Origin of the sequence: Blautia sp. AM47-4 (assembly GCF_003479865.1) — a bacterium.
GTDB lineage: Bacteria > Bacillota > Clostridia > Lachnospirales > Lachnospiraceae > Fusicatenibacter > Fusicatenibacter saccharivorans.
Genome location: NZ_QUHY01000068.1, coordinates 1 through 3188, shown reverse-complemented (window position 1 = coordinate 3188; position 3188 = coordinate 1). Strand labels below are relative to the sequence as shown.

Here is a 3188-nt window from a genome sequence, read left to right as displayed (position 1 = left end):
CCATTCGAAAGAAGTAAGACCCCTTGAAGACGACGAGGTAGATAGGGCAGAGGTGGAAGTGCCGTAAGGCATGGAGCTGACTGTTACTAATCGGTCGAGGGCTTGACCTGAAATGCAAAACAAAAGTTTTGCAGAAAATGGTTGTGTTCGGAAAGAAAGTATGGTATGATGTATAGATGTTAAGTGTATGCGGTTTTGAAGGTATATCTAGCGTAGGGGATTGGTCAAATGGTATGATAGGGGTCTCCAAAACCTTTGGTGGGAGTTCGATTCTCTCATCCCCTGTATTAGGAAAGAGTGAAGATACAAAATCTTCACTCTTTTTTCGTATTGTTTAAAAGAAAAGTCTAACAGAACAGGATTTACAGAATTTTAAGATATTTTTGTAAAGCAGGACTGTTTTTTATGGTGTAAATAAGGTACAATAGAGCCACAGAACATATTCAAAAATAATGAAAAATGAAACATGAGAAGGGAGTGGGTGTAACGTGAGCAGAGAAAAGAATGGAAGCCGCGGCACGGTAAAAGCTGTCATTTATCTTCTGATCGTAGTAATCCTTGCTGGAATGGTTGTTTATCTGACGCAGTCGTTGCGGCGGGACCGGGAGCCGGAGATTACGGGGACGTTTATTGACAGCAAGCTGGAGGCGGCGGGGGAGCTGACGTCGGCGAAGATGATTTATAACGGGCTGATTCATTACTCGGACGGGTCGATTCCGTTTCTGACGCAGAAGGCGTTTAATATGACATACCGTGCAGAGGTACGTGCGGGCGTGGATCTCTCGAAGGCGAATACGGAGGTGACGGATTCAGAAGTAACAGTTACACTTCCGGCAGTGGAGATTTTTGATATTTCCATCGACAATGATTCCATCCAGTATTACGATGAGAAGGCAGCGCTTCTGAACTGGGAGCGGAAGGAAGATGCGATGGATGCAATCGCGAGTGCGAAGGAGGATGTAGAGCAGCAGACGAAAGAAATGGATGACCTGGAAACGATGGCACAGGAACAGGCGAAAACACTGATTACCGGAATGCTGTCCGAGACGGTCGGGGACAAGACATTGGTTGTAAAATTTGAAGAATAGTACATAGACGGGATGTCGGCACTTCTTTTTGGGGGATAAAAAAAGGAGGGCCGGTATTTCTTCTGGCAGAAACACCGGCATTATGAAAAAGAAAAATCTATATAAATTGGAAAGAATATTAGGTTGGGACAACGGTTGAAAGATAGAGGAAGATGATTTGTTGTCCCTTTGTTTTGATACGTTTAGTATAGTTGTCATATGTGAGGAAAGTGTGAATGGAGTTTGAAGAAACTTTGAAAAGATTTGTGAATGGCGCGGGTGAACATCGGAACATCCAAACGCCCGGATATCGCCGAATTTGCATAGAATTAACTTGAAAGTGAACACTGCTTCATGGTACAATCGTTTGGCATGTGTGAAATATGAGTTACATTTGAGAGGACAAAAACTATGGACTATAAACTGCTGCTGGACACCGCGGTCATGGCGGGAGAAATCCTGCTGGAAAGCGGGGCGGAGACGTGGCGGGTGGAGGATACCATGCTGCGGATGCTGCGCATGTCCGGCCTGAAAACTGCGGATGTACTGGCGCTGACGACCGGCTTTGTGGTAACGCTCGACGACCCGGCGATGGATTCCATGACTGTTATGCGCAGCGTAGAGAGCCGTGCAACGGATCTGAACCGGATCCATGCGGTCAATCAGCTTTCCCGCGATTTCTGCGAAGGAAATATCGACCTGGATGCGCTGTTCCACCGGGTGCGGGATATCTATCGTGCTAAGTCGGAAATTAAAAAAAATCTGCTCGCGATGATGGCGACGACCGCAGGCTTTGCAATCATGTTCGGAGCCGGGTTCTACGAAGTGCTGGCATCTGCACTTGCAGGTTTTATATCAGGAATCGGTGTTTACGGAGGAAAAAAAGCCGGGATGCAGTCGTTTCTTGTGAACTGTATCGGGTCATTTTTGCTGGCGGTCACATCTATTCTCTGTGTTCATTACCTGCCGGGGACCATGGATCTGAACGTCATTATCATTGCATCGATCATGCCCCTCGTACCGGGTGTGGCGATCACGAATGCGGTGTATGATACCCTGCACGGCGACTACATTTCCGGTGCGGCACGGATGCTGGAGGCGTTTGTAACCGCTGCGGCCATCGCAATCGGCGTGGGACTTGGCATGCTGTTGCTCCGTCCGCTGGTGCGGTAGAGAAAACCGATACGGAAAAAAAGATGAGGTTAAAGCAAAAATATGAGAATAGCAGGTGAAATCATCCTGAAATCCCTTGGAGCCTGGGTTGCAATCTGGGGATTTTCAAGACTGTTGAACGCACCAAAAAAGCTGGAATGCTACACGGCCGGTGTCGGTATGATCGGCTGGGCGGTCTATCTGATCGTGGAAGTATTCAACGACGGCATTCTGATGAAAAACTTTCTTGCCGCCGTTGCCGTCGCTCTGGTTTCCCAGGCAATGGCGCGCCAGTTCAAAGCGCCGGTGATCCTTTTCGTGATCCCGGGCATTCTCCCGATGGTGCCGGGAGCCGGTATGTACCGCATCGTCTACTCGATCGTTATGGGACCGGAAAACATGGTTGGAACGTATCTTTTAGAGACAGCGACCGCGGCAGGCGCAATTGCCCTTGGAATTTTCCTCGGAGAAGCGCTGCAGAAGATATTTTTTTACGAAGTCCACAGGTGATTTACGAAAAAAGTGAGAAATTTGCCAAAACCAAATTTTTTGCTTTTTTTTGTCGAATTTTATGATATACTTAACAGTGTATGTGCCCTTGGACAAAAGAAGAAATCTATAGGGGCATTTTTAACATCAGTAGACAAGAAGTCCCCCGCTTCTAAAGTGGTGGGATGAATTGTTAAAAGAAACATAACGGTAGTGGCGGGCGGAGAGAAATCGGTATCCTCCACTGACATGAGGTAAGTCACAGTCGAACTATTTTCGACATGTCAGACTCCGTGAAAATACCGACTGTGAGTTGAAACAAGGAAAAAAGAAGAGAAGTAAGTAAAGTGCAGACACAGAACTATGAGGAGCAAAAAATATGAAGTTTGAAGATGATGATTTAAAGGACGGTAAACTTTGGGCTGCCCTGCAAAAGAGATTGACCGTGACCTGGCGGAAAAGGAGAGCGGTGAAACATTC

At 46.9% G+C, this 3188-nt stretch carries 3 protein-coding genes, 1 tRNA gene and 1 rRNA gene; all 5 read left to right on the top strand.

Annotation, left to right across the window (positions count from 1 at the left end):
* Window positions 1-110: ribosomal RNA gene (locus tag DW965_RS18380) — 23S ribosomal RNA — on the top strand; the annotation flags it as partial.
* Window positions 111-214: 104 nt separating this feature from the next.
* A tRNA-Trp gene (locus DW965_RS18375) sits at window positions 215-285 on the top strand.
* A 203-nt stretch (window positions 286-488) separates the two neighbouring features.
* Complete coding sequence (locus tag DW965_RS18370) at window positions 489-1088, top strand: DUF4230 domain-containing protein (protein ID WP_055221314.1); 600 nt, start codon at window positions 489-491, stop codon at window positions 1086-1088.
* Window positions 1089-1478: 390 nt separating this feature from the next.
* Window positions 1479-2240: a threonine/serine exporter family protein gene (locus DW965_RS18365; RefSeq protein WP_055221312.1), complete on the top strand. Its 762-nt coding sequence runs from the start codon at window positions 1479-1481 to the stop codon at window positions 2238-2240.
* 42 nt (window positions 2241-2282) lie between these two features.
* Window positions 2283-2729 carry a threonine/serine exporter family protein gene (locus DW965_RS18360; RefSeq protein WP_119198667.1) on the top strand — a complete coding sequence of 149 codons (447 nt, stop codon included), beginning with the start codon at window positions 2283-2285 and terminating at the stop codon, window positions 2727-2729.
* Window positions 2730-3188 lie beyond the last annotated feature (459 nt).

Coding starts and splice junctions, on each gene's coding strand:
- DW965_RS18365 (WP_055221312.1), top strand. CDS start 1,479: ATGGACTATAAACTGCTGCTGGACACCGCGGTCATGGCGGGAGAAATC.
- DW965_RS18360 (WP_119198667.1), top strand. CDS start 2,283: ATGAGAATAGCAGGTGAAATCATCCTGAAATCCCTTGGAGCCTGGGTT.